1 pseudogene is annotated in these 312 nt (G+C 54.5%); it reads right to left on the bottom strand.

The window, feature by feature from the left end:
- Positions 1 to 312: pseudogene (locus tag OCV66_RS15515) on the bottom strand (IS110 family transposase); the annotation flags it as partial.

Here is a 312-nt window from a genome sequence, read left to right as displayed (position 1 = left end):
GGTTTTCAGCATGAGCCGTATCTCATCCTCTGGGATGTACTGGGCATCGCCAGCCAGTGGTCAAGGCCGTAATTGGCCAACTTGATCGCGTCTTTCTTGTCGGTCTTGGCCCGCCGTAGACTGTTACTCCCGTAGCCATGCATCAGCATGGCGTTCACCACGGAACCGTAAAACTCGGAATGGTAAAGGAGGCTGGCAACCGGCAAATGGCAGTTCCCCGCAGTCTCCATCAGTATGCGATTTTCGCCGTCCAGTTCCCACAGCAGTTCGGACAGTTCGTACAACTCAACATCTGTGTGTCCCACCTCAAAG

Source organism: Agathobaculum ammoniilyticum, from assembly GCF_025567315.1.
Classification (GTDB): domain Bacteria; phylum Bacillota; class Clostridia; order Oscillospirales; family Butyricicoccaceae; genus Agathobaculum; species Agathobaculum ammoniilyticum.
Note: the sequence above shows the minus strand (reverse complement) of the source record. Positions and strands in the feature narration are given on the sequence as shown.